Consider the following 24,585-nt stretch of genomic DNA (forward strand, 5'->3'; position numbering starts at 1 on the left):
AGGGTCGGGAGATTGATTGCATCTTAAGAAATTATTCAGAATTTCCTTCACTTGTTCTAAAGGTGTTTTGGTTAACCTAAGGTTATATGAGCAGGGAGGGTTCTGTGCAAATGAATCTCGGTTCAATCGTACTAGAAAAGTTTTTATTTCTAAATAAATTTATTCAATCCCCTAAAGAGGTAGGAAGTGTGACGCCCAGCTCCAGGTTTTTGGCTCAAGCGATGACCAAGCACGTGGATTGGAACAGGATCGAAAGCGTGGCAGAGCTTGGAGCGGGAACGGGGGCGCTGACCAAATACATAGAGCAGGCCGCTTCAGGCCGGGTTAAGGTGCTGTTGTTCGAAAAAGAGCCGGGGCTTCGCTTTAAGCTGGCTCAAAAATATCCTTCGTATGTTTGCTATGAGGATGCCTGCCACATTCAAAAGGCGGTGCGCCGGGAAAAATTGGCCGGCCTGGACGTGGTCATCAGCGGACTGCCGTTCTTCAACTTTCCGCAGGAAATACGCGACCGGTTGATCAAACAGATTATTTCGTCCTTGAAACCGGGCGGAAGCTTTATTGCCTTTCAATATTCACTGCAAATGAAACCTCAATTAAGCCGTTATTTTGATATCGAGACCATCCGGTTCGTACCGTTTAACGTTCCGCCCGCTTTTGTATATGTGTGCCGAAAGAAAGAAGATGCGACTTCATGACAACCGACTTATTGCTCGACTTGATTGGACAATACGGCTATGCGGCCTTGTTCTTTGCTTTATGGCTGGGCATTGTGGGAATGCCGATTCCCGATGAGGTCATTGTGATGACCGGCGGCGCGGTTACGGCAGGAGGACTGCTTCACACCGTTCCGGCCTTCATTCTGACTTATCTCGGCGTCGTATCCGGCCTTAGTCTGGGTTATATCCTCGGACGCTTTGTCGGGACACCCGTATTAGATAAGCTGGGACGAAAGAAAAACATGAACAAATATATCGAGATGTCTCAACACTGGAGCGGCAAATACGGAAGTTTGGCTCTAGTCATCAGCTATTTTTTTCCCGTGGTCCGGCACGTGATGCCTTACGTCGTAGGTATGAATAAAATGTCGTTTGGAAGATATGCTCTTTTTTCATATACTACCGGGTTTTTGTGGACGCTGATCTTTTTTATGGCGGGACGCTTAACGGTGAATCATGCGGCTGATGCGGGTATGAAGGTTTATCAGTACGGATTGAAGCTGCTGTGGGTGCCTGTCCTGGCGGGTCTTTTGTATTTCATCTTCCGACTCGCTCATCAAAAAAAGCAGGGGAGAGGAAGTGCGGCGGTAGAGAAAGAACAATAAACTTCAGGAATACATATCCCTTTTTATGGACAGAGCCGCTGTTCAGGAAAGGGATTTTTTAGTTTTTCCGTTGTGGTTAATCGATGCCATACTGGAAAGCCACAGAGAAAAAAAGGGAGCGTTTCACGGAATAGCAAAAAAGATTGCAGTCATCCCTTTCTCAACCTTCCGGGGGTGTTATAATATAGTTTAATCAGATATTTATAATAGGGAAAGTGGTGTAATCTATGAAATTGCTCTTCATGACCGCTCATGTACTGCAAATCATAAGAAGAGCGAAGCAGCCTTTGTCCAAAACGGATATTGCGGCGGCTTCCGGCTTATCCGTTTCTGCTGTATCAGAACATGTCGAACGGTTAATGAATGAAAAGCTCATTCAAATTTCTAATATTGGCCAGTCCAGCGGAGGCAGAAAGCCCAAGCTGTACTCCATCAATCCGCATGCCGGATATATCATATCCATTGAGCTGGGCACAAGCGCCGTTCGTGTAGCTATTACCGATTTTGATTGCCATATTCTCGTATCCCGCGGTGCTCCGGTAGATATTAGCGAGGGACCGGAGAACGTTCTATCTTACATACATAGCATGCTCTGTGAGATGCTGGTAAAAGCCCAAATTGAAAAAAGCACCATCAAAGGCATTGGTATCGGAATTCCGGGACCGGTTGAGTTTGTCTCCGGTCTGCCCATCTCTCCGCCGATTATGCCCGGGTGGGATCGCTACCCGATCAGAGAATTTTGGTCCCGGTATTTTGATTGCCCCTGCTATGTTGATAATGATGTGAACATTATGGCCGTCGGGGAGCACGCCAAAGGCTTACAGTTTGAAGTAGACAACTTAATCTATATTAAGATTGGGACAGGGATCGGGGCCGGCATCATATATAATGGCAAGCTTTATCGAGGGGTAAGCGGAAGTGCGGGCGATATAGGTCATATTGATATTGGCAGAGATGTAAGCTGCTGGTGCGGCAACCGGGGCTGTCTGGAGGCCTTGGCGGGAGGTAAAGCTATTGCTGCCCAAGCGAAGGAAATGGCTTTGGCAGGAAAAAGCGATTTTTTGCTGGAGAGATTGAAATCAAAGGGTGAGATCACCATTAAGGATGTGCACATGGGAATCCATAGCTTTGATTCCACGTCCGTTGAATTGATTCGTGAGAGCGGCGCCTTGATAGGACAAGTGATTTCTTCACTGGTCAATTTTGCAAATCCTGCCCTGATTTCGATTGGCGGGGGAGTTGCGGAGACCGGTGATATTTTGTTGGCTGCGATCAGACAAGGTGTCTATCAGAGATCCCTGCCTCTGTCTACACGAAATTTGTTAATCAATAAGTCCAACCTGGGAAGGGCCGCAGGACTTGTTGGCGGAGCTTTTATGACCATCGACCAGCTCATTATCAACAGCATTGAGAAATCGGATACGCTTTTTGATATGAGGATGAAAAGCTGGTAGTTATGACTATATTTGTGGTGTTAGGAAGGAGTGCGTAAGCATAACCTCTACAATCCATGGGCATCCGCCATGGATTTTTTGGCTTTAGGGCCAATCAAGCCGTTAAAGCCCATTTTCCCTCTGCAAGCGCACCATAGGACGCTATCCTTCATAAACTGAATTTGACTGTATCCCTAGACCTTGTAATGATACCAAAACCCGGGCAAGGAGGGGTGACATTTGAAGGGTAGCGACCATAAAAGTAAATTTCTGCTAACTAATCGCGAGCTTGAAGTATTTGAACTGCTGGTACAGGACAAAACGACCAAAGATATCGCGCAGCAACTGTTTATCAGTGAAAAGACCGTGCGAAACCATATCTCGAATGTAATGCAAAAACTGAACGTTAAAGGGCGTTCGCAGGCGGTTGTCGAGCTGATTAAGCTTGGGGAGTTGCAAATCTGAAAAATTTTATTGACCCTAACAAAGCCTTCTTTTTACGGTTTCTCTTTATAGAGGATCGTGAGATGAAGGTTTTTTGGTCTGGGGACATTGTCTTTGTCGAAATACGTTGAAATTTATATGAATTTCGCTTTATAAGCGGCACACCGTTGGCTGGGTGAAGGGGATATTATTTCTCGTCAAGGCGGCGATGAGTTTACCATCATGCTAAATCATGTTGCCAGCCTTGCCCACATTGCTCCTATCGCAAATAAAATCCTGGATGCGATGGTTCAACCCATCAAGCTTGATCATTATGAATTTGTTTTAACGACAAGCATCGGTATCAGTGTATATCCGGACCATGGACACGATTCCCACACTTTAATTAAACAAGCCGATCAAGCGATGTACCTTGCCAAGGAGCACGGAAAAAACAATTTTAAGGTTTATGAGCCTGATTTGACAAAGGTTTTATCTAGAAAATGGATATTGGAGCAAAGCCTTTATAAGGCATTGAAAAAAAATGAATTATCTCTTCATTATCAGCCTATTGTTAATCTAACGACGGGAAAAATTATAGGTTTGGAGGCGTTGGTGCGCTGGCATCAATCTGAATTAGGCTATGTTCCGCCCTCTGAGTTCATACCCACTGCAGAAGAATGCGGGTTAATCGTCCCGATAGGTGAATGGGTGCTTAGAAGTGCATGTGTACAAAACAAATTATGGCAAAAAAAGGGGTACTGTTGCGTTTATGTATCTGTAAATATTTCTGCGAGACAATTCGAACATGCTCATTTTGTTCAAATGGTGAAAAATATACTTGCCGAAACCGGCTTGGAGGCACAGTATTTAAAGCTCGAAATAACGGAAAGTACAGCCATGTCCAACGCTGAAGAGATGATTAAGAAGCTCGAAGAACTTCAAGTATTGGGAGTTCATCTATCTATTGACGATTTCGGCACGGGTTATTCCTCATTAAGCTACTTAAAAAAATTCCAAATTAAAACGTTAAAAATAGATCAGTCCTTTATTAAGGATATCAATGTTGATCCTAACCAGGAAGCCATCATTAATGCGATTGTGGCTATGGCTAAAAATTTGCGTATCCATGTCGTGGCGGAAGGCGTCGAGTTGTTGCAGCAGGTGGAGTTTTTAAAAGAAGTCGGCTGCTATGACATGCAAGGTTATTTTTTCAGCAAGCCCTTAGTGACTGAACATGTGGAACGCTTATTAAGCAAATAAGAAATTAACAGCCGGAAACAACATCCCGGAACGCGCGGAAAGCGGATTTTGCATTTTAAATGTACAGTTAAAGCCTTATGTTAAAATTGTTCTATGTAGGGAGATTGTAACAGAAGGCTTTTTACTTTCTGTATTTGGCTGATACAGGCTAGGCTGAACTTGTCGATATATCTCGTTAATAGTCGGTTTTTTATGAAAAAATTTATGGGAATTTAATTTTTTTATAACAATCTGCCTATTATGTGATATATTATTACGGGACCAAAGCTCTAGAATATACCGATGAAAAGTCGAACCAAAGAGAGGAGATATGGATTAAGGAAAATTGATAACGCTTTATCCTGATATGAATAGTAACAAATAACCAAATAAGTATTTATCGTTTACATTTATACATTTATCGAACCATGAGGTGTGATCAATGAAGCTTACTATTGGCAAAAAAATGATGGGCGGATTTCTTGTTGTCACTTTACTTCTTGGCATCATTAGTTTTGTATCGTATACCAATATCGAAAAAGTAGATGATTCCTATTCCGATTTGGTTGATCGCCGGGCTCTCATATTATCCAATGCTAAAGATATGCAAATCAGTGCTTCAAGGCAAATTTCCGGTATGCGTGGGGTGCTTTTACAAGAAGAGGGTTCAGCGGAGATCGTAGCCACCGCCATTAACGATCTAAACGAGAAAATCAATGCTACTATCGTCATCGTTAGGCGTGAAGAAGTCAAAGCCAAGCTGCAGCAGCTGCAAATGATGAACGCCGATTTCAAATCGCAATCCGATGCGGTCATCGCTTTCATGCGAAGCAATCCGGAACAGGCTAAACGTCATTCTGCCCAAGTCTTATTTCCTTTAGCTAGAGAAATCAGGGACATATCGGACCAATTGGCCAATGAACAAGCACAATTGATGGAGGAAGGCAGTAGGGCTAACCATGCGTTAGTAGCTTCTGTCGTGACCACTGTGCTTACGCTGAGCATCATTGCTTTTATTTTGGCTGTATTCATAGGGCTATATATTACCCGAATCATCAAAAAACCGATTTTAATGATAGCCGATGCCGCCAGGGAAATTTCATCAGGAAATCTTACCGGGGATGACATTAAAGTGAAAAGCCGCGATGAAATAGCAGACCTCGCCCAATCCTTTAACCAAATGACAATGAATCTCCGCCATTTGATCGGCCAGGTTGGATTTAATGCCAAGCAGGTTAGAGCAACCTCACACGAGTTATCTGAAAGTGCGGATCAAACAAGCAAAGCAACGGAGCAAATTACGGTCGCGATCCAAGAGGTGGCATTGGGTTCTGAAAAACAGGTCCACAGCGCCGAAGAAGCGAATGAAGCAGCGGCTGAAATTTTAAAAGGGATGAATCAGGCGGCCTCATCCATTCAATCCGTTGCTGATCTCACCACAACAACCAGCGAAAAAGCAAGTGCCGGAAACGAGGTTGTAATGCAAGCTGTGGAGCAAATGAATGTCATGCAGCGCGCGGCAAGTCATAACGCAGAGGTTATTAATGCTCTGGGAGAAAAAACAAAGGAAATCGGACACATTGTTCAATTGATTACCGATATTTCCACTCAAACCAACCTGTTGGCTCTAAATGCTGCGATCGAAGCTGCGCGGGCCGGTGAGCATGGACGAGGCTTTGCCGTTGTTGCCGATGAAGTAAGAAAATTAGCGGAACAATCCGGAGAGGCGGCGGGCCAAATTCGTGATTTGATCGGCGAGGTGCAAGCAGAAGCGGATAAGGCGGTTCAGTCCATGATCGAGGGCGCTTCCGTTGTCACCGAGGGCATTCAATTGGTTCATTTAAGCGGTGAAGCTTTCAGGGACATTGTCAAAGCGATTGAACAGGTTGCTGCCGAATCCCAGGAAGTCTCCGCTATTATAGAGCAGGTGAATTCAAGCTCACAAAGTATGGCGGAAATGATGGAAGGCGTTGCGCATATTGCCGAACAAGCGGCAGGAAATACACAGAGCGTGGCCGCTTCAGCCGAAGAACAAAATGCATCCATGGAAGAAATATCGGCTTCCGCTGAAGCTTTAAGCAAGATGGCACAAGAGCTGCAGGATTTGATAAGCCAATTTAAAGTGTAATATCCGGGAGTCCTCGCTAAGCATACTGCTGGCGAGGATTTTTTACCGGCGAATGGTTCTTCGTCGAAAAGACCTCGGTCACAAGTTTTTTGCTAGTGGGGCCGCATTTTAACATAAATCTAACAAAACAAGGATATCGACCAAATACTTTCTGAATATTTTTATGTTATTGTGTTCTCATAGCTTAGACGATGTTAGCGAATCTTACCGCCTGACACTTAACTTGCTTATCAGTCAGATTTTTCCATGTCAACATATGCTCTTTAGGGCGTGTCGGGTACCCGGCGCGTTTTTTCTGTTTTACACGATGTTTTTAAATTTCACTCAGGAGAGATAACTATGGATAGTACGTCTTACAGAAATGATCAACATAGGATAGAAGGTCACCATACTTTATATCATGATTTACATCATTTATCAGATCCATCGGAAGGCAGCGAGGCCGAGCTTCATTTATATCGTACGATAGTGCATAACTTAATTGAAAATGCTCCAGTAGGAATCTATGTAATGGAAGATAGGGCCTTCTCTTATGTGAACACCCATTATTGTAAGCTTATGGGATATACCAAACTCGAATTAACCGAAGGCTCCGTTCCTCTTGAACGGCTCATCCACCCGGATGACTACTCTCTTATACAAACGAATATGGAAAAAAGAAAATCGGGAGAGACAAAAGAAGCTCGCTATCGTATTCGGAAAATGCATAAGAACGGCAGCGTAATCTATGTGGAAATTCATTCCTCCATAACGCAAATCTACGGGAAGACCGTATTATTCGGGAGCGTTATCGACATCACAGAACAAGTCTTGGCGGAACAGCTGCTTCAAGAAAGCAATGAACGATATAAGTCTCTGTTCGATAATAGTCCGGACGCTATCTTTTCATTTGATGATAATGGGAAATTCATCAGTGTCAATCCGGCCAGTGAAATGATCACGGGCTACACCAGGGAAGAATTATTGCAGATTTCCTTTATTCCCCTTGTCATCTCCGAGGATATACCCACGGCCATCCATCACTTTGAGGAAGCTAAAAAAGGACTGCCAAGCAGTTCGGATCTTGTCATTACCCGAAAAGATGGAAGTAAAGTATACATTCATGCGAATCATTTCCCGATGAAGGCTAATGGAAAGATCATCGGCACCTACGGAGTGGCCAGAGACATTACGCAAAAAATATTATATGATCAGCAAATGGAGCAGTTTGCTTTTTATGACCCTTTGACAAAACTGCCCAATCGCAAGCTGTTTGAAGACAGGTTGAGTCAGGTGATCAACTTTTCTAAAGAGCATGAGGATGAATTTGCCGTACTCTTTTTGGATTTGGACCGCTTTAAATTTATTAATGATTCCTTTGGACATCACATTGGCGATGAATTTTTAAAGCAGGTAGCTCAACGATTACAGCAAAGTGTGCGTAAAACAGATACAATCAGCAGAATGGGCGGAGATGAGTTTACTATCCTTGTACCGGAAACGTCCCGGGAAGAAGTCATTCGATTAGCCGAGCGGATCAATCAAGTATTGAGTGAGATGCTGCAGGTAGAAGGACACTCGGTTACTGCTTCAGCCAGTATAGGAATTGCTTTTGGAAGAGGGATGGAGCATAGTATTCACGAAATCATCCGAAATGCGGATACGGCTATGTACTATACGAAAAAGTTCAAGAAAAACAGCTATACGATTTATTCGGAAGAAATGGACTTAAAAGCATCATACAAATTAACCATTGAGCGCGATTTAAAATTCGCTATTGAGAACAATGAGCTGGAACTTTACTACCAGCCAATTATAGATCTGAAAACGAAGCGGCTCACGGCGATGGAGGCTTTAATTCGTTGGCAGCACCCGCAGCTGGGGCTTATACCCCCTTCCGATTTTATACCTGTTGCAGAAGAAAGCGGACAAATTATTCCATTTGGTACCTGGGTGCTTCAAACCGTATGCCGTCAAGTCAGAATATGGCAAAACTCAGGAACCGTCCCTCCTTTTAAAGTAGCGGTAAACATTTCTGCAAAACAAATACAGCATGATCACTTTGTAGATTTGGTTCTTCATATGTTACAAGAAGTACATTTAGATCCAAAGTGGCTGGAGCTGGAGGTAACGGAAAGTATATTGTTAGATGATGTGGAGCTTATCAAAGAAAATCTTGTGAGATTGAAGCAAGCGGGGATTTCGATATCCATTGATGATTTCGGTACAGGGTATACCTCTTTAAGCTATCTTCGCCAATTCCCGTTTGACAAAGTGAAAATTGATCGCAGCTTTATTGATGATATCAATTATGATATGAACGGAAAACGGATTGCGTCTGCCATCATCTCGTTAGCTCACAATTTAAATATGAACGTGGTAGCAGAGGGTATTGAGAATGAAGCCCAGCTAAAATACTTAGTGGAAGAAAGCTGCAATGAAGGGCAGGGCTATTACTTCAGCCAACCCTTACCCGTCGATCGGCTTCAATGGGTATCTCCAAAGTAAAAGCCGCGGCCTTCAGTGTTCTAATCGGATTGCAGCTTCACATGGGTTCGGGTGCAGCGGAAATCATTCTGTTGAAGACAGTAATTTTTGGATAAACATGTTTAACGCCATGGATGCCGCTTCGTTTTTTTCTTGGATCATGGACAAATTTCGGATGAATCGATACCCTTTGACGGGAATTTCGCAAAGCTCGCCGGAATTCAATTCTTTGCTGACGACGAAGCGGGAAAGAATGGCAATACCAAGTCCGGAGGCTACCGCTTCTTTTACGCCCTGGGTGCTGCTGAATACGAAGGAACGTTTGACTTCAAGCCCGGCATCATGAATAAATTGATCGCTAAAAGCTCGTGTACCCGAGCCTTCCTCCCGAAAAATCCATATTTGTCCTTGTAGAGATGCTTCCAATTTGGCTCCTCTAAGAGTGCTTAGGGGGTGTTCCGGTGAGGCGACCAGGATCATTTCATCCTTCATAATGGATTTGATGTGTAATCCTTGCTGTGTCACCTGCCCTTCAACCAAACCAAGGTCAAGCTCATTGGTACGGACAGCTTGAACGATCTCTTCCGTATTTCCGATATTCACCTGAATCTCAACCTTAGGGTACAGCTGAACATATTCGGCCAGCACACGCGGCAGGATGTACTCCCCAATCGTAAAGCTGGCTCCAATTTTCAGCAAACCCGTGACTTCGTCACGCAGCGATCGGATTTCCTGTTTTGCTTCACTGTAAAGAGAAAGGATTTGTTTTGCCTGCTTATATAAAATTTCCCCAGCCTCCGTTAATTTGACATGCTTGGGCGAGCGATGCAGCAGCTTGGCTCCAAATTCATTTTCCAAATTGCGAATATGCAGGCTCACGCCAGGCTGGGAGAGGTGGAGCATTTCCGCAGCTCTTGAAAAATTGCTTTGTTCCGATACGGTAACAAAAACGCGTAATGTTTCTACGATCATGGAAAGCCCTCCGATTTGACAGCCATAGGTGAATGGTATCCGTTTCATCCCAACGGATGATTTTGTACATTTATTGTATTTGCAATTCCTTACCTATACAATCCCAATCATTAGTTTTACTCATGATTAAGATAGTAAATCGGTATTTCACTTCCGGAAGGTTCGGCTCTATAGTTGAAGCATTAAGAACATGCCTGATTCAACGCAACTATAGGAGTGAGTACGATGGAACAAGCGACAAACCTTCCATTGAAAAGAGGCTTTGGCTTTGCCCAAGGAATAGGATTAACACTGCTGCTGGCCCTTTCGGCTAAATGGATATCGGGATTTCCTTTCCTGAATATGATGGGGCAGCTGGTCATCGCGATCCTGCTTGGGATGATCTGGAGAGCCGTAATGGGTGTTCGAGAGAAGACGGGTACGGGAATATCGTTTTCAAGCAAAAAACTGCTGCGCATCGGCATCATCCTTCTTGGGATGAGACTGAATCTTTTGGATATGATTCAATCAGGTCCCAAGCTATTGGCCATAGCTTGCACCTATATCATTATTGCTATCTTTGTTGTCTATGGCATTTCAAAGTGGTTGAAGGTGCAGCATCGATTAGGTATGCTTACCGCTTGCGGGACGGCGATATGCGGTGCTGCGGCTATAGTGGCCATTTCGCCTCAAATGAAGGCCAACGATCAAGAAACAGCGGTTAGCGCCGCGACAGTGGCCATTCTGGGAACGATTTTTACGCTGGTCTACACCGTAAGCTATCCCGTATTGGGAATGACGCCCTTTGGATACGGCGTATTTGCGGGGGCTACGCTTCATGAGGTGGCTCATGTGATAGCGGCTGCGGCTCCCGGAGGCAAGGAGGCTGTGGATATGGCAGTCATTGTGAAGCTGACCCGGGTGGCCATGCTCGTTCCTGCAGCTATTTTTATCGGCTATTGGGCCCATAGGCTGGAGATCAGGGAAGGGGGAATGGAGCAAAGGACAAGCTGGAAGGCGATCCCCATCCCTTGGTTTGTATTCGGGTTTATACTGATGAGTGGTGTAAACACGTTAAATATGATACCTTTAGAAGTGGCCAATCATATGATTTCCATTGCGTATGTATTGATTGCTATGGCGATGGCGGGGCTTGGACTTAACGTGGAGCTGGCAGTCTTCCGTCGGTTAGGGTTAAAGTCTTTTATTGCCGGATTCATTGGCTCAGTTCTCTTGGCTGTCCTAGGGTATGCTTTGGTTCTTCTTTTTGGACTGGCATAAAAGGCATTCATCACAGAACATGTAGGAAGGTGATAATTTGGTGTTTACCATAGACAATACCATACTCTTATTTGCAATCTTATTATTACTCGGGGTTTTCACCACTAAATTCTCCTCCAGGTTCGGACTGCCCTCCCTAGTATTATTTATCGCTGTGGGCATGGGTTTAAGTAAATTTATTTATTACGATAATGCTGCAATAACGCAGCTTTTCGGAATATTGGCGCTGATTGTGATTTTGTTTGAGGGCGGCTTGCAAACCAAATGGAAAAATGTGCGCGGAGTCATCGCTCCTTCTCTGTCTCTAGCCACATTGGGCGTTGTACTCACAACGGTCGTCATAGGCATTTGCGCCAAATTTATACTCGATGTGAGCTGGCTGGAGGGAATGCTTTTTGGGGCGATTGTCGGCTCCACGGATGCGGCAGCTGTTTTCGCCGTTTTGGGAAACAAAAATATTAAACAAAGATTGACGTCTACACTTGAGGTTGAATCGGGAACGAACGATCCTATGGCCGTTTTTTTAACGGTTTCGTTAATACAGCTGATCCAATCTCCGGATGCCGGTTTCTTTACTATGATTTTGAATTTTTTCTGGCAGATGGGACTGGGTCTTGTATTAGGAATACTCTTGGGCAAAATCACGGTTTGGTGTATTAACCGGATCAATCTGGATTCTTCCGGTCTATATCCCGTCTTGGCCATGGCCTTTGCCATCTTTACCTATAGCTCTACGTCTTTGTTAAAGGGCAGCGGATTATTGGCCGTTTACGTGATGGCTGTATTAGTAGGGAATTCCGATCTTACCTACCGGCATGCGATATTCAGATTCAATGAAGGCTTTGCGTGGATGATGCAGATCCTTATGTTTATATTACTCGGCTTACTGGTCTTCCCTTCGGAATTGATTGAAATCAGCTGGCAAGGCATAATTTTATCGATCTTATTGATGTTTGTGGCAAGGCCGGTCGGTGTGTTTGTCAGCACGTTGTTTTTAAAATTTTCGACGAAAGAAAAGATATTGATCTCATGGTCAGGTCTGCGTGGTGCGGTTCCCATCGTACTGGCTACCTATCCGCTAATGGCCGGAATGGAAAAAGGCCAATTGTTTTTCAATGTAGTCTTTTTCGTAGTCCTCCTTTCGGCGTTGGTTCAAGGAGCGACCATATCTCCGCTGGCTAATAAATTGGGACTGTCCAATGGCGAAAAGATCGTTGTGCCGCATACTCTTGAGCTCGTATCGATCGGCAAAACAAACAGTGAAATCATTGAAATTCAGGTGGAGATCGACTCCCTTATGGCTGGAAAGGAATTGCATCAGCTGCAGATGCCGGAGGATTCTTTAATCAATGCGATTATACGCGGGGAAAAATTGATTACGCCTCGGGGAAATACGATTTTGGAATCGGGAGATATCTTATATGTTCTGTCCCGCAAGGGGCAGTCGGAAGGAATTAAAGCTCTATTTTATAAAAAAGAACCATCCTCATAATGCTATGCTATCATGTGCCCAGTCCAAAGCCTTCTTTTTACGCTGTCTCTATGTTAGGGAACGTAAGAAGAGGGCTTTTGGTTAATCTATACTCCATATGCATATTGCATGGAGAAAACAAACATATTATTGGTTAATGAAGCGTTTTGGGAAGGAAGCTTATTATGAAATTTGGGATAGGTTGTATAGCCGTGCTGCTGTTGCTTTGTTGTACTCTGCTGGTTGAAGCGCAGGAAGCTGCCATTCCATCGAAAAGGGCTGCCATCGTTATTGACGATTTTGGTAACGACATGTTCGGAACTAAAGAGATGATGAATTTGCCATTTCCGATTACCGTTGCTGTTATGCCTTTTTTGCCTACGACCAAAAGGGACGCGGAATGGGCGCATAAAGTCGGTCATGAAGTGATTGTCCATATGCCGATGGAGCCCAAATCAGGGTATAAAGACAAATGGCTTGGACCCGGGGCGATTACGACCGAGCTCACGGATGAAGAGATTAGACGGCGTATCAATGCTGCTCTCGATGATGTTCCTCATGCTGTCGGCATCAATAATCACATGGGCTCCAAAGTGACGGCCGATCCCCGCATCGTCCGCATTATTCTTGAAGAATGCCAAAAAAGAGGGGTATTTTTTCTGGACAGCCATACGAATTACCGGAGTATTGTTTCCAAAACGGCCTCGAAAATTGGGGTCCCTTGTATTGAAAATCATATTTTTCTCGATGATATCAATACGAAAGACCATATATCCAAGCAAATTCAATTGCTTCAAAAGCATCTGAAGGATCATGACGAATGCGTAGTGATTGGTCATGTAGGAGCCAAAAAGAAAACGGCAGCCGTGCTGGGAGAGGTTATTCCCAAACTGAGGAAGGAAATTGAATTTTTGCGTGTCTCCGAGCTGATGGAAAAAAAGTCAGCCATGTAGAGATAAAAATGAAAAAGCCGAGTGTGAACTGCACCCCAATTGTTAGACAACCCTAACAATTGGAGGTGCAGTTTTTTCATTCTTAGTTGATCAAACGGCGTGCACCCCAATAATGCTCGTCATAATAAGGTATGCCGAAAAGGGAAGTGATTTTTACTTCTCTGGTCCCTCCATAGGTGCTGGCATGAAGAATCTTGTTGTTCCCAAGATAGATGGCAACGTGAGAAACGCCGCTGGTATAGGTCCCCTGCAAAAATACAAGGTCGCCTTTGCGAAGCTCGGCTTTTTTTACCGGCGTCCCCATTTGACTGATCCATGCCGCAGAATGAAGAAGGTTATATCCGTTTTGATTAAATACATATTGTATAAAGCCCGAGCAGTCAAACGCAGTATAAGGTGTATCTCCGCCAAAGACGTAAGGCGTTCCAAGCTGGTTCATCCCGGTTGCAATAATGGCATCGGCTTTGGCCTCCCAGCCCGGCTTTTGTGTTGAGGATTGAGGGAGATTGATCACTACGCCTGCATAAATATTATACGGATCAAGCCTAGGGTTGGCTGCCAGCAGATCAGCCAGTTTAATATTCAGCTTTTGTGAAACGGTCCAGAGGGTATCAGAGCTCGTGGCTATGTACTGATTTGGAGCAGCTGCAGCAGCAATTCCGCTAAATAAGAATGTTGTAGCCAATACGGATGAAAGGATCATTTTTTTCATTCTTTGCCTCCTGTGGCTTATTCTCGTTGCATAGTAATTCTAACAAAGAAGAAGAATTAGAATAAAGGTGTAAATTCTGGAATTAGCTAAGCCGGTATAAACGATGAGGAAGATCATTCGTTCGTTTTTATAAAGCCATTTTGGTAAAGAAAATGGATTTTAAAGAAAAAGTACTATATAATGAAATGAAAACGGAGTAAGGAGGGAAGTTTAATGCAGTTCAAGAATAAACGCATACGGCTGTTTTTTTTTCTGCTGCTTGCGCTTGCGCTTGCCGTGGCTGCGGTAACTCCCTCCATTAATGTTGAACCCGTATCCAGAACGTCTGCCTTTTCCACAGCCCAGTCCAGTTTTTCTTCAAGTGCGCTGCTTCATCATGTCATGATGACCTATATGGTTTTCGCGTTTTCTCTATCAAGCTATTGGATACTTCTGCTCGTATTCTTGCGGTTTCAGATACCGGTCCACCGGTTGGAATGCGCGGTTTCCAAGCAATTAAGAAAAATTTGTCTGAGACCGGTTAAGTTTACTTCGCATTTCGTGGCGCTAAAGCCCTAAATGCTATAGCGATAGTTCAATTTATACCCTCGGCAACGAAGTGAACTTACAGGAGGTCATTCCTTATGCCTAATATCAGAGAAAGCGATTTGCCCGGCATCGGGCGTAAATTTCAATTAATTACGCGGGGCGGCGACAAGCTGGTCGTCATTATCCATGATGACGGAAGAAGAGAGCTTTATCACTTTGAACATGACGATCCGGATGACAGCATCTCCATGGTGACGCTAGACGATGATGAAGCGCGTATCATTGGAAGCATCATCGGCGGAATGAATTATAAGCCCAAAGCGCTGGAAACCATTGAAGTGGAACTGGACGATTTGACCATTGAATGGTATAAGGTCGAGCACGATTACAAATGTATCGGCTTGTCCATCGGACAATTGGAAATCAGGCAGAAGACAGGCACCAGCATTATCGCCGTAGTCGAGAAAGACCATAGCAAGAAGATCAATCCGGGCCCGGATTATGTGTTTAAAGCCGATTCAACGCTTATTATTGCGGGAGAACGAAAGCATCTAAAGCTCCTAAAAGAGATTCTGGTTCATGGGAGTGAATAAGGATGGATCATATCGTTCTGGAAGTTGGCCTTGCTATCGCGCTCATCGCTGCCGCAGGATTGTTATCCGCTAAATTACGCTTTTCCGTTATTCCGTTTTACATCTTGGTGGGGATGGCGGTAGGTCCGCATGCTCCCGAAATCGGATTATTCGATTTCCGCTTCATTGAAAGCGCGCCGTTGATCGAATTTATGGGCCGTCTCGGAATTCTGTTCCTGCTCTTTTATCTGGGGCTTGAATTCTCTGTCGGCCGTTTGATTAAATCAGGCAAATCCATTGCCGTGGGCGGAACGATTTACATTGCCATTAACTTTACGTTAGGCATTCTGCTCGGCTGGATGTTGGACTTTCCTTTCAAGGAGATTTTGGTCGTTGCAGGGATAACGACCATTTCCTCAAGCGCCATTGTTGCGAAGGTGCTGGTGGATTTAAAACGAACGGCAAATCCCGAAACCGAAATGATCCTCGGCATTATCATGTTCGAAGACGTATTTCTGGCTGTTTACATCTCTATCCTCTCCGGGCTTGTCTTAAGCGGCGCTACCTCACTTGGCGGCGTTTTGCTTTCCGCTTTAATGGCGCTTGGTTTCATGCTCCTCTTTATTATCCTTGGTCGAAAGGTCGTGCCATTCTTAAACCGTGCATTAAACATCCGATCTAATGAAACCTTCGCGCTGGTGATTTTTGGCGCTTTGTTCTTAATTGCGGGCATTGGCGAAACCATTCACGTTGCTGAAGCCATCGGCGCGCTGCTGACCGGACTCGTATTGGCGGAGACAGAGCATATGAAGCGGATCGAGCACCTCATCCTTCCATTTCGTGATTTCTTCGGAGCCATCTTTTTCTTCAGCTTCGGATTATCGATCGATCCTCTTACATTAGGCGGAGCCGTATGGTATTCTTTGGCAGCCGTAGTGATTACCTTGATCGGAAACTTCATTGCAGGGATGCTCGCAGGCAGATATGCCGGCTTATCGCCAAAGGCGTCGGCGAACATTGGACTTACAATCGTTTCCCGGGGAGAGTTTTCCATCATTATGGCGAATATCGGCAAAGCCGGGGGATTGCTGGCGATTCTACAGCCGTTTGCTGCACTTTATGTATTGATTCTGGCGATCCTGGGACCGCTGCTGACCAAAGAATCCAAATGGGTGTATAACTCGCTGAACCGAATCATTCCGCTTGGAGGAAAACCTAAAAAAGAACAAAAAGCCCCCGTGCGGCAGACCGATGAATCTTAAAAATAAAAGTACATTCTAAAGCTGGCTTTCGTGGTTTACAATTCGATCCGACCGCCATGAAGCAGCTGAATATACCAGAAGACAAGACAAAGAGGCATCCCTTGGGATGTCTCTTTGTCATTTGGTTTTTAGGAATGAGTTTCAGGCCAAGTTAATTGACAACCCGTTAAAAAGCATATACGATTAATTTTATATGCTTAACTATAACTTTGCAGCACTGGGCTATGGCAATTGAAGCTGGCGGATCGTGCTTTTGCCAAGGGTTCCTGATGTCAAATGGTTTTTCTTACGAAAAAACTGCGTAAATTGCCGGAAAGCTGAATGTTTTGCGCATTTTCTGTGTATAATGGAATTATATCAACCTATTATAGTAAAATATACTCATATGCCTAACTGCAAGGTATCCAAGGAGGAATACGGATATGGATAACATCACATCTCTGTCGGAGCTGCTGGCGGAGCAGAAGGCGTCGTCCTATATAGAAATTCCAGGGGTTGCTTCCAGAACCTTCGGCCAAACGACGCTTTCAACAACATTGCCCATGAGCAAGCTTTTCGCCATCTATGAAGTCGATTTGGAGGTTCAGCGCTCCATCGTACCACAAAACTTGTCCAAAATGATGGATTATATCATGCTTTATTTGGATAACGGACAAGGAATTTATTTCCCGGGTATTATTTTGTCTGCCCGCGGTGCCGGTGAATACGATCCGGATTCACGTTTGTACAGACTTCAGGCCATCGAGAAGCTCTACGTGGTCGACGGGCAGCATCGTTTGGCGGCTTTCCGTCGTTTAATGGAAACGCTACAAAGCGCAATGGCAAGAGCCAAAGACCGCAGAGAATATGATCGTATGGAGGAAATTTCGGCGAAGCTGAGCAAGCTGTACGCCTTCCCGATGTCCACCATGATTTATCTCGATATCAACGCGCGTCAAGAGCGTCAATTGTTCTCGGACATCAATAAGCTTCCGCGCAAGATTGGCGGTAACTTGGCGGTTCTCAGAGAGCAGCGCAGATTTTATCATGTCCTTGCTTCCCGGTTGGCGCTGGAAACTCAGGTGATGAAACAAATTCCGGTCGACATGTTTACCGAACGGGGCAAAGGACCGGAGTACCTGTTCTCTTATCATCTGCTGATCGAAATTATGATTGGTTTGTTTGAAGGCCGTTTGAAGTCGGCTGCCCGTAACAACGGGTATTACTTCGAGGATCAACAGGTAGAAGAACACATGAAGCTGGCCGTCCATTACTTTGAGAGCCTGCTGAAGTATTTGCCTGCGCCGGAAAAAGGCGAATTGTGCTGGTCGGAGAACCTGCAAATCGCTCTTTCTATGTTTTTCCATGGTGAAGTGACCAAAACCGGTACGTTTAATAAATATGCGCTTGACTATGCGCTTAAAATCCTGCCTCACATTGATTGGGATGCCATCTACAGCGGGGATGAGAAAGACCGTTTGCCCAGACGCTCCCGTATTGTGAAAGCCTATCAGTTTGTTAAAGATTTCTATAACGAGCACCATATGTTTTTGATTCGTGAAGACTCGCTTGCTGAGCAAGTTTTCCAAACGGAAAACACTAAGGAGGACGTTGGCTAATGGACGGCTTAAACCTACAAATGACGATCCATCCCTTTTGCGATCGTTTCGGACTTGCGACGGTAGCCATACAGGTACAGGATTTACTGAACTATACAACGATTGACCCGATGGTACAGAGAAAGCTGAGCGCCGGTCAGCGCCGCAAAATTGCGAATTATTTGCAGGAGCGCGATCTCGACCGCGTATTTTTTGGTCCGGTTACGCTTAGTCTGCGCGATGTCAGCAGCTTGGCAAAGGCGGAGAACGGGCTGTACTTGCGTCCAGGCTCCAAACTGAGCATTCTCGACGGACAGCACCGTATTCTTGCTTTGGGTTATGTAGGAGAGCAAATGCTCAAAGAAGCCCGCAGCTTGGATAAGAAGCTTGCAGCCTTAAAGATCAAGCACCGCAAGACGCCGGATAATGCGGAGATTACCGCCGAGCTGGAACAGCTTGAAGGACAGGTAGAGCAGTTGGAGCGCCGCCGGCTGGAGCTCATGGAGAGCGAACTGGCGGTCCAAATTTACATTGGTCTCAGCGAAGAGGAAGAAAAGCAGCTGTTCGGTGACATTAACTCCAAGGTTCAGCTGGTGAGCAAGGAGCTCGGCCATTCGTTTGACTCCATCGATCCGCTTAACGTCGTGATTCAGCAGGTGGTAGACCATAACGTGTTCTTGAAGGGCGCGGGTGTGGAACGCAGGGCTAACCTGACCGCATACAACAAAAACTTCACTTCGTTCAGCTGGTTGTATTCTACAGCTACCATGCTGTTTACAGGAAAGATGCAGCCATCTTATGAGCTGGCCCGCAAAATCAAGCAGGATCCTTCTACTTATATTGAGATTTTGCACCAATTTTTTACCACACTCATTCCGTTGATGCCGGAACAGCCCGGGTTGCCTCAGTATAACTCGTCTGCGCGTGCCATGCAGGAGAGTATTGCGCTGTATGCGAACCGTCATTTGTTTGCGGACGGTAAATACGTGAAGAACTGGACGAAATGCTTGAACATTTTTGAAGGCTTCGATTGGACGCATGACAACGAGCTGCTGATCGAGCGCTTCGGGCAGCTTGATAATGGAAAGCTGAACCTTATTCATGAGAAATCGCTGCGCAAGCACGGAAAGCTGGTTGAGCTGTTCCAAGAGCTGCACGGCGACACTATCGATGAGGATGAAGCATCGGCATAATCACATTTGCAAAAGCTCCATGGAGACCAAAAGGTTTCTCTGGAGCTTTTTTTGGCGTCTGGAGGCGGTGCTCCCTTATACGGCCGTCAGCTTGTTAATGACCATGATGGCCGCGCCGGTAGCAAGCGCATCTTCTCCTAAGGCCCCCTGGCTGAACACGACTTGATACTTGGGATAATAGTACGTTCTTTGGATGGCGACCCGTGTGGCGATATGGAAAAAACCGGGGTGGCTGCTGATTAAAGCACCGCCGAGAATGACTTTTTCAGGATGTAAAATATTGAGCAGGTTGGACAAGCCGATGCCAAAATAAGTCGCGGCTTGGGTGAACAATTCGACGGTTAGAGGATCATTGTCCCTTAATGCCTGTCCAAGATGGGAGAATGTAATCTTCTCCGGATCCGGCTCGATTCGCAGCAGGATGCTGTCCCGTCCTTGCTTGAGCCGGGTTTGAGTTTGCTGCTCCAGCGCATGAATGGAGGCGTAGGATTCCCAAGCACCGAAATTCCCTTGTCCCCAAAGCCTTGGCCCGTCGGTTTGAATAATCATTTGGCCAACGGCCCCTTCCATGTCTACAGCGCCATAAACGACTTGTCCGTTGGTCATCATGGCCGAGCGTAATCCGACCCCGACATGGATATACAGCAGATGCTGATAATCCCGTCCGCGGTCAGACCAGGATTCCCCGATTAGGGCGGTATTTGCCCCGTTATCGAGAAGAACGGGGAATCCGAGGCGCTGCTCCAGAACTTCCGTCACATGAACCTGGTTCCAGCCCGCGGAAGGAAAATATAAGGGTTCCAGGATGGTCCCTGATGTGCGATCAATGGGTCCGACTGCTCCGACTCCGATGCCCAGCACTTTATGGGATGGGATGCCGCGCTCGGAAATCATCTTCTGTACCGTCAATATAATTTCATCCAAGAGCACTTCCGGGGTAAGACTATCGGTCATCATCCAGCTTTTGGAATCGAGCTTATTCATTTGCAGATCGAAAAGCACCAGCTTGGAGTACATTCTGGAAATATCCAGTCCGAATACATAGGCATAGTCGGGATTAATGGTATATAATATAGGCCTTCGGCCGCCCGTTGAGTCTCCGAAACCAGCCTCCAAAATGATTTTATGTGCAGTAAGCTCTTCTAAGGTTCGGGTTAACGTACTCCCGGTCAGGCCGCTTTTGTCGAGGAGATCGATTTTGGATACGGTTCCTACTTTACGGATCAGTTCAAAAATCTCTTTCGCTTTTCGGCCGGAAATTCTTTGTGACAGGCTTTCGCGCTCCATGATCTTCCTCCGATACCAGATTGAACGCCAATTAAAGTATCATTATACTATACTCGTGCCGGGTCGGAAACTGAAACGTGTTTTTGCCCCCTTCTTCTGTTAAAATAAGGGTTAGTCTGTCAAGCGGGTTTCAAGCCGATGTGTAAGAGAAGGGGACGATGGAGATCATGACGGAGTGGTACGAGAAAAGCTTTGGACAAGATTATTTGTTGGTATATAAGCATCGTGATTTACAGGGAGCCTATGAAGAGGTACGCCGGATGATGGAATGGCTGGAGCTGCCGGAAGGGGCGGAAGTGCTTGATTTGTGCTGTGGAATGGGACGCCATTCCATGGCGCTTCACGGGTTTGGCTTCCAGGTCACGGGGGTCGATCTTTCCGAGGTGCTTTTGGCAGAAGCCAGGAAGCTGGATCGGGAAGGCAGCGTACGATGGATCCGGGGAGATATGCGCAGCGTACCCTTGACGGACCGGTTTGACGCGGTGGTGAATTTGTTTACGTCTTTCGGATATTTTAACGAGCCGGCCGACAATGAACGGGTATTAAAGGAGATCCAAAGACTGCTTAAACCGGATGGACGATTTATTATAGATTATTTGAATCCTTCCTACGTATCTGCTCACCTCGTACCTCATTCGGTACGGACGGAAGGCGAGATTACGATCGACGAACGGCGCCGGATTGAGGACGGATTTGTCCGGAAAACGATTGTACTGCAGGATGAAAAGAATAGGGGAGAACGGGTTTACGAGGAGCAGGTAAAGCTGATTGACCGTGAAAGCTTTGTTCAGATGCTCCACCGGGCGGGACTGGTTGCAGATGCCGTATATGGCGGCTACGATGCATCCCCTTATGATCCTGCCAACTCCAAACGGATGATTTTTGTAGGAAGGAGGGAGAAGTAAGATGTCCGGTCGATTGTCGGCAGCCTCTACGGTTACGGAGCACGGTGATGTCCTGCAGGTCAAAGTTCCGCTTCCGTTTCCTCTGCGTTTTGTCAACAGCTATCTGCTGCCCGGTCCGGACGGCTGGACGTTGATCGATCCCGGTCTCCGGACGGAGCAATCCGAGGCGTTGTGGGAATCAGTGCTCACGGAACGGGGAATTCGCTTCGATAGTATTGAGCGTATCGTTCTTACCCATCATCATCCCGATCATTATGGTCTGGCAGGGTGGTTTCAAGAACGTACAGGCGGCGCTCCCGTCATGATGTCGCGGACGGCTTGGGAGCATACCGGACTCTTGTGGGGTGAGGGTCAGCCCATGGCGGAGAAGCTGATGACACTGTTTCGAATCAACGGGATGCCTGCGGAGCTGGAGAAGGCCATGAAGGATAATATGGACAGCTTTGTGCAGGCGGTCTCTCCGCAGCCGAAGGTTACCTTGATTGATGAAGCGGCGAAAGTTAGGCTGGGCAAGGACGTCTACGAGACGATTCATACACCGGGTCATGCTTCCGGTCACCTATGCTTTTATCTTGAAAAGACAGCTGTGATGTTCTGCGGTGACCATGTCCTGCCGCAAATTTCACCGAATGTCAGTTACTTGCCGTTGGGCATCGATGAGAACCCGCTGGCTAGCTATATGACCAGCTTGGAGCAGATCAGCCGCTACGAGGTGCGCCTGGCGTTTCCCGGTCACCGCAAGCCGTTCACTTATTTGCAGCAGCGGGCTAAGGAGCTGATCGTTCATCACCACCAAAGGCTCGAATCGATGCGGGCTCTTCTGACGGAGCCGCGTACGGCTTATGACGTATGCCGCGCCGCTTTCGGCGACAAACTGAGCGTGCACCAGCTCCGGTTCGCTCTGTCGGAGACGATGGCGCACCTGATTTGGCTGCGTGAAGCGGGCAAGGTACGCTCGATCGAGCAGGACGGAATGGTCAGCTATAGGCAGTTGTAAGCATAGGCGTTAGAAAATAAGGTACGGCATCAAGCCTTCGTTGGGACAAACGAAGGCTATTTATTTATGCCTTTATACATGTAAGGGTTTGATTTCAATAGATCCGCCGTACTATGCATATTTTTTTATGAAATGGGAAATATTAGATCAGCGAGAAATGCAGAGCTTCTGCACTCTGCCCAAAGCGCAAAATGGAAGGGGAAGGGTGAATGGCAAAGGACCGATTGCTGTTGAGGCGTCTCATGCCGATCGTTGCATGTTTGGTCATGGGCACCGGCTGTACGGCATCCAATGACGAACCGGTGACGCCGTTTCAGTACGAAGGGGCGCACCTCACGGTAGCCGGAGTTGACGCTGATCCGGGGGGGCTGCGCGTAACGACCGCAGAACACTTGACCCGTTTCGCAGGCGGGAAGCTGCAGGCTTTTGCGGCGGGAGAGCCGCGTACGCAATCCTTTTCCGCCTTCTCGGAAGCCGTTTGGCAGTGGGAGCAAAAAGCGCCGCCCCGATGGATTGCGATCGGCGAGCCATGGGCACGAAGGCACGGCTTCCCGGTGTCCTGGGCCAAGCAGCTGCAAAGGCTCAGTGTGAAGCAAGGTCGCACGCCGCTGCTTGCCGTCGTGGAAGGCTCGGCCGAGCAGTGGGTACGCAGTCCGCATGGTGCAGACGGCGTTATGGCGATGCTTAGCCAAAACGGCTGGGCTGCAGATTCGCTTCGTTCCTTCGACTATAGGGTTGGTGACGATCTCGTTTTGCCTTATCTTTCTACAGATGCTTTGTCCGGTTGGAGCGAAGGGGGTCGGATACCTGCACCGCAGGCGTTGTTGTTTAAAAATCAAGAGCCGGTCACCATGCTTTCTTCCGGTCAAAGCGAGCTGCTCTCCTGCTTGCGCGGCGGCGATTTGCCGCGAATGAGCTGGCCTGCTGCGGATTCTGCGGAATCGGCCATCGATAAAACGCCGGAGCTTAAGAAGGTCTCCTGTAAAGCGGACATTGCCGCCAACGGTGATTTAAAGCATCCGAGGCTGAGGATGCTTTTGTCGATAACGGCGCTTTCGGACGGACGATCCACAGCCTGGCAATGGGAAGATAGATTGAAGCAGCAGGGAGAGGAGCTTATCCATTCTCTGCAGGAGCTTCGGACCGATCCTTTGCGTTTGGGAGAAGCCACCCGCAAGCAATACAGCGGCTTTTGGACGCAAGAGCGGTGGAGAGAAGCGTTGGCACGGGCGGAAGTTAAACTGGACATCGATGTCAGATTACATGGAGGTACATAAACAATGAATGCACGATATCCGTGGACACAAGCGGCAGTGTGGTCCTTGGCGTTGCTTCTAGGGTTATCCCTGCTGGCCTTAACGGCCTGTCAAAAGGGACAGTCCCCGCCCACGCAAGGGCAGCAAGGGCAGGCACAAAATCAAGGGAATCAAGGAAATCAAGGAGACCAAGCCGCCAAGCCGCCGGCTGCTCCGCCAGAGCTTGTACCGATTACCTACACGGACGCGGACAAGGAGGGGATTCGAAATACAGCCAAATTCACCGGCGTCGCAACCATTTATGTTCCGCAAAAAACAGTTCCCGGTGATCAGCTCAACCAAGTGCAGGGCAGCGGGAAAGTCATGACGGTAAAATATAATCATATGGCTGTGATGGAGTCTTCTGATGAGCTTCAACCCGCGGGACTGGAGCCTGAGAAAGTAGTGCAGCTTAGCATTGGCACGGCCAATTGGCTGACGGTAGGCGGACAGAGCGGCCTTTATTTGAAGCAAGGTGACACGTTCGTGGCCATCCAGCCGGCCAAGGACGTTGCTCCGGAGGCTGTCGAGGCCATCGCCGATTCCCTGGCTCCGCTCCAATAAACAGCTTGACAAACAAAAAGGCAA

Annotated in this window: 22 protein-coding genes; 19 read left to right on the forward strand and 3 right to left on the reverse strand. The window is 46.7% G+C overall.

Translation table 11 applies throughout. From position 1 onward, the window contains the following. Positions 1–110 precede the first annotated feature (110 nt). From ACZYR9_RS03920 to ACZYR9_RS03950, 7 genes are all read left to right on the forward strand, one after another. Positions 111–695 (forward strand): class I SAM-dependent methyltransferase, encoded by a 585-nt coding sequence (locus ACZYR9_RS03920; protein WP_488977160.1) that lies wholly within the window; start codon positions 111–113, stop codon positions 693–695. Next, the gene (locus ACZYR9_RS03925; RefSeq protein ID WP_488977161.1) at positions 692–1,321 is read left to right on the forward strand and encodes a DedA family protein; all 630 of its coding nucleotides are present in this window, start codon (positions 692–694) and stop codon (positions 1,319–1,321) included. Before ACZYR9_RS03920 ends, ACZYR9_RS03925 begins: the two co-directional genes overlap by 4 nt. 227 nt (positions 1,322–1,548) lie before the next feature. Beyond that, complete coding sequence (locus ACZYR9_RS03930) at positions 1,549–2,775, forward strand: ROK family transcriptional regulator (protein ID WP_488977162.1); 1,227 nt, start codon at positions 1,549–1,551, stop codon at positions 2,773–2,775. A gap of 219 nt (positions 2,776–2,994) precedes the next feature. Next, complete coding sequence (locus ACZYR9_RS03935) at positions 2,995–3,219, forward strand: helix-turn-helix domain-containing protein (protein WP_488977163.1); 225 nt, start codon at positions 2,995–2,997, stop codon at positions 3,217–3,219. A gap of 150 nt (positions 3,220–3,369) precedes the next feature. Beyond that, positions 3,370–4,440 (forward strand): putative bifunctional diguanylate cyclase/phosphodiesterase, encoded by a 1,071-nt coding sequence (locus tag ACZYR9_RS03940; protein WP_488977394.1) that lies wholly within the window; start codon positions 3,370–3,372, stop codon positions 4,438–4,440. Between the two features lie 421 nt (positions 4,441–4,861). Next, on the forward strand, positions 4,862–6,547 hold the full coding sequence (locus ACZYR9_RS03945) for a methyl-accepting chemotaxis protein (RefSeq protein WP_488977164.1): 1,686 nt from the start codon (positions 4,862–4,864) through the stop codon (positions 6,545–6,547). Positions 6,548–6,886: 339 nt separating this feature from the next. After that, positions 6,887–9,034: a sensor domain-containing protein gene (locus tag ACZYR9_RS03950; RefSeq protein WP_488977165.1), complete on the forward strand. Its 2,148-nt coding sequence runs from the start codon at positions 6,887–6,889 to the stop codon at positions 9,032–9,034. Between the two features lie 63 nt (positions 9,035–9,097). Here the strand turns inward: ACZYR9_RS03950 and ACZYR9_RS03955 are convergent, their stop codons facing one another. Then, positions 9,098–9,985: a LysR family transcriptional regulator gene (locus ACZYR9_RS03955; RefSeq protein WP_488977166.1), complete on the reverse strand. Its 888-nt coding sequence runs from the start codon at positions 9,983–9,985 to the stop codon at positions 9,098–9,100. A 225-nt stretch (positions 9,986–10,210) separates the two neighbouring features. Here ACZYR9_RS03955 and ACZYR9_RS03960 point away from each other — a divergent pair, with 225 nt between their 5' ends. From ACZYR9_RS03960 to ACZYR9_RS03970, 3 genes are all read left to right on the forward strand, one after another. Beyond that, a complete protein-coding gene (locus tag ACZYR9_RS03960; RefSeq protein WP_488977167.1) occupies positions 10,211–11,245 on the forward strand; it encodes a YeiH family protein in 1,035 nt (344 codons plus the stop codon). Positions 11,246–11,282: 37 nt separating this feature from the next. After that, entirely contained in the window at positions 11,283–12,737 is a 1,455-nt protein-coding gene (locus ACZYR9_RS03965) for a potassium/proton antiporter (RefSeq protein WP_488977168.1), read from the forward strand. A 164-nt stretch (positions 12,738–12,901) separates the two neighbouring features. After that, positions 12,902–13,669: a divergent polysaccharide deacetylase family protein gene (locus tag ACZYR9_RS03970; RefSeq protein ID WP_488977169.1), complete on the forward strand. Its 768-nt coding sequence runs from the start codon at positions 12,902–12,904 to the stop codon at positions 13,667–13,669. Between the two features lie 82 nt (positions 13,670–13,751). Here the strand turns inward: ACZYR9_RS03970 and ACZYR9_RS03975 are convergent, their stop codons facing one another. Further along, positions 13,752–14,381: a C40 family peptidase gene (locus ACZYR9_RS03975; RefSeq protein ID WP_488977170.1), complete on the reverse strand. Its 630-nt coding sequence runs from the start codon at positions 14,379–14,381 to the stop codon at positions 13,752–13,754. Between the two features lie 213 nt (positions 14,382–14,594). On the opposite strand from ACZYR9_RS03975, the gene ACZYR9_RS03980 reads away from it, so the two are divergent. From ACZYR9_RS03980 to ACZYR9_RS04000, 5 genes are all read left to right on the forward strand, one after another. Further along, entirely contained in the window at positions 14,595–14,939 is a 345-nt protein-coding gene (locus tag ACZYR9_RS03980; protein ID WP_488977171.1) for a hypothetical protein, read from the forward strand. 65 nt (positions 14,940–15,004) lie between these two features. Further along, complete coding sequence (locus ACZYR9_RS03985) at positions 15,005–15,502, forward strand: cation:proton antiporter regulatory subunit (RefSeq protein ID WP_488977172.1); 498 nt, start codon at positions 15,005–15,007, stop codon at positions 15,500–15,502. A gap of 2 nt (positions 15,503–15,504) precedes the next feature. Then, a complete protein-coding gene (locus tag ACZYR9_RS03990; RefSeq protein ID WP_488977173.1) occupies positions 15,505–16,743 on the forward strand; it encodes a cation:proton antiporter in 1,239 nt (412 codons plus the stop codon). 422 nt (positions 16,744–17,165) lie between these two features. After that, complete coding sequence (locus ACZYR9_RS03995) at positions 17,166–18,341, forward strand: DNA sulfur modification protein DndB (protein ID WP_488977174.1); 1,176 nt, start codon at positions 17,166–17,168, stop codon at positions 18,339–18,341. Then, complete coding sequence (locus ACZYR9_RS04000) at positions 18,341–19,513, forward strand: DNA sulfur modification protein DndB (protein ID WP_488977175.1); 1,173 nt, start codon at positions 18,341–18,343, stop codon at positions 19,511–19,513. Before ACZYR9_RS03995 ends, ACZYR9_RS04000 begins: the two co-directional genes overlap by 1 nt. 75 nt (positions 19,514–19,588) lie before the next feature. On the opposite strand, the gene ACZYR9_RS04005 is transcribed toward ACZYR9_RS04000, so the two are convergent. Further along, positions 19,589–20,800, reverse strand: coding sequence for an ROK family protein (locus tag ACZYR9_RS04005; protein WP_488977176.1), 1,212 nt, complete (start codon positions 20,798–20,800; stop codon positions 19,589–19,591). A gap of 167 nt (positions 20,801–20,967) precedes the next feature. Between ACZYR9_RS04005 and ACZYR9_RS04010 the strand changes: the two genes are divergently transcribed. From ACZYR9_RS04010 to ACZYR9_RS04025, 4 genes are all read left to right on the forward strand, one after another. Continuing rightward, positions 20,968–21,705, forward strand: a complete 738-nt coding sequence (locus ACZYR9_RS04010) for a class I SAM-dependent methyltransferase (RefSeq protein ID WP_488977395.1) — start codon at positions 20,968–20,970, stop codon at positions 21,703–21,705. Between the two features lies 1 nt (position 21,706). Next, entirely contained in the window at positions 21,707–22,702 is a 996-nt protein-coding gene (locus ACZYR9_RS04015) for an MBL fold metallo-hydrolase (RefSeq protein WP_488977177.1), read from the forward strand. Positions 22,703–22,911: 209 nt separating this feature from the next. Next, positions 22,912–23,979: a Ger(x)C family spore germination C-terminal domain-containing protein gene (locus tag ACZYR9_RS04020; protein ID WP_488977178.1), complete on the forward strand. Its 1,068-nt coding sequence runs from the start codon at positions 22,912–22,914 to the stop codon at positions 23,977–23,979. A gap of 3 nt (positions 23,980–23,982) precedes the next feature. Further along, entirely contained in the window at positions 23,983–24,561 is a 579-nt protein-coding gene (locus ACZYR9_RS04025) for a hypothetical protein (RefSeq protein ID WP_488977179.1), read from the forward strand. Positions 24,562–24,585 lie beyond the last annotated feature (24 nt).

The sequence above is a fragment of the Paenibacillus sp. F024 genome, assembly GCF_057814255.1.